The organism is Vibrio injensis, assembly GCF_001895205.1.
Classification (GTDB): Bacteria; Pseudomonadota; Gammaproteobacteria; order Enterobacterales; family Vibrionaceae; genus Vibrio; species Vibrio injensis.
This window is the reverse complement of sequence record NZ_BDJF01000030.1, coordinates 1-2,681: the sequence shown is the minus strand read 5'-3', so window position 1 is coordinate 2,681 and position 2,681 is coordinate 1. Positions and strand designations below refer to the sequence as shown.

Sequence of the window (2,681 nt, the reverse complement as noted above, 5' to 3'; positions counted from 1 at the left end):
AATCAACCGAGATTCCGAAAGTAGCGGCGAGCGAAATTGGATTAGCCCTTAAGCTTTATTGGTGTCAGGCGAAGTGCTCTGGAAAGGCACGCGATACCGGGTGATAGCCCCGTAGCCGTTAACGCCAGTAAAGTGAAATCGAGTAGGGCGGGACACGTGTTATCCTGTCTGAATATGGGGGGACCATCCTCCAAGGCTAAATACTCCTGACTGACCGATAGTGAACCAGTACCGTGAGGGAAAGGCGAAAAGAACCCCTGTGAGGGGAGTGAAATAGAACCTGAAACCGTGTACGTACAAGCAGTAGGAGCAGGCTTTGTCCTGTGACTGCGTACCTTTTGTATAATGGGTCAGCGACTTATATTCAGTGGCAAGGTTAACCAAATAGGGGAGCCGTAGGGAAACCGAGTCTTAACTGGGCGTTCAGTCTCTGGATATAGACCCGAAACCGGGTGATCTAGCCATGGGCAGGTTGAAGGTTGAGTAACATCAACTGGAGGACCGAACCGACTAATGTTGAAAAATTAGCGGATGACTTGTGGCTAGGGGTGAAAGGCCAATCAAACTCGGAGATAGCTGGTTCTCCCCGAAAGCTATTTAGGTAGCGCCTCGGACGAATACTACTGGGGGTAGAGCACTGTTAAGGCTAGGGGGTCATCCCGACTTACCAACCCTTTGCAAACTCCGAATACCAGTAAGTACTATCCGGGAGACACACGGCGGGTGCTAACGTCCGTCGTGAAGAGGGAAACAACCCAGACCGCCAGCTAAGGTCCCAAAGTATTGCTAAGTGGGAAACGATGTGGGAAGGCTTAGACAGCTAGGATGTTGGCTTAGAAGCAGCCATCATTTAAAGAAAGCGTAATAGCTCACTAGTCGAGTCGGCCTGCGCGGAAGATGTAACGGGGCTAAGCAATACACCGAAGCTGCGGCAATGCGATTTATCGTATTGGGTAGGGGAGCGTTCTGTAAGCCGTTGAAGGTGAATCGTAAGGTTTGCTGGAGGTATCAGAAGTGCGAATGCTGACATGAGTAACGACAAGGGGGGTGAAAAACCTCCCCGCCGGAAGACCAAGGGTTCCTGTCCAACGTTAATCGGGGCAGGGTAAGTCGACCCCTAAGGCGAGGCCGAAAGGCGTAGTCGATGGGAAACGGGTTAATATTCCCGTACTTCTTATGAATGCGATGGGGGGACGGAGAAGGCTAGGTGGGCCAGGCGACGGTTGTCCTGGTTCAAGTGCGTAGGCTAAGAGACTAGGTAAATCCGGTTTCTTGTTAGGCTGAGACACGACGTCGAGCTGCTACGGCAGTGAAGTCATTGATGCCCTGCTTCCAGGAAAAGCCTCTAAGCTTCAGTTCATAAGAAATCGTACCCCAAACCGACACAGGTGGTCGGGTAGAGAATACCAAGGCGCTTGAGAGAACTCGGGTGAAGGAACTAGGCAAAATGGTACCGTAACTTCGGGAGAAGGTACGCTCTTGACGGTGAAGTCCCTTGCGGATGGAGCTATTGAGAGTCGCAGATACCAGGTGGCTGCAACTGTTTATTAAAAACACAGCACTGTGCAAAATCGCAAGATGACGTATACGGTGTGACGCCTGCCCGGTGCCGGAAGGTTAATTGATGGGGTTAGACGCAAGTCGAAGCTCTTGATCGAAGCCCCGGTAAACGGCGGCCGTAACTATAACGGTCCTAAGGTAGCGAAATTCCTTGTCGGGTAAGTTCCGACCTGCACGAATGGCGTAATGATGGCCACGCTGTCTCCACCCGAGACTCAGTGAAATTGAAATCGCTGTGAAGATGCAGTGTACCCGCGGCTAGACGGAAAGACCCCGTGAACCTTTACTACAGCTTGGCACTGAACATTGAACCTACATGTGTAGGATAGGTGGGAGACTTTGAAGCGCAGACGCTAGTTTGCGTGGAGTCGACCTTGAAATACCACCCTTGTAGTTTTGATGTTCTAACGTTGGCCCCTAATCGGGGTTGCGGACAGTGCCTGGTGGGTAGTTTGACTGGGGCGGTCTCCTCCCAAAGAGTAACGGAGGAGCACGAAGGTGGGCTAATCACGGTTGGACATCGTGAGGTTAGTGCAATGGCATAAGCCCGCTTAACTGCGAGAATGACGGTTCGAGCAGGTGCGAAAGCAGGTCATAGTGATCCGGTGGTTCTGAATGGAAGGGCCATCGCTCAACGGATAAAAGGTACTCCGGGGATAACAGGCTGATACCGCCCAAGAGTTCATATCGACGGCGGTGTTTGGCACCTCGATGTCGGCTCATCACATCCTGGGGCTGAAGTCGGTCCCAAGGGTATGGCTGTTCGCCATTTAAAGTGGTACGCGAGCTGGGTTTAGAACGTCGTGAGACAGTTCGGTCCCTATCTGCCGTGGGCGTTGGAGAATTGAAGGGGGCTGCTCCTAGTACGAGAGGACCGGAGTGGACGAACCTCTGGTGTTCGGGTTGTCACGCCAGTGGCATTGCCCGGTAGCTAAGTTCGGAATTGATAAGCGCTGAAAGCATCTAAGCGCGAAGCGAGCCCTGAGATGAGTTCTCCCTGGCACTATAAGTGTCCTAAAGGGTTGTTCGAGACTAGAACGTTGATAGGCAGGGTGTGTAAGCGCTGTGAGGCGTTGAGCTAACCTGTACTAATTGCCCGTGAGGCTTAACCATACAACACC

The 2,681-nt window shown here is 52.2% G+C and carries 1 rRNA gene; it reads left to right on the top strand.

The features are described from left to right. Positions 1 to 2,673: ribosomal RNA gene (locus BSR11_RS15700) — 23S ribosomal RNA — on the top strand; the annotation flags it as partial. Between the last annotated feature and the right edge of the window lie 8 nt (positions 2,674 to 2,681).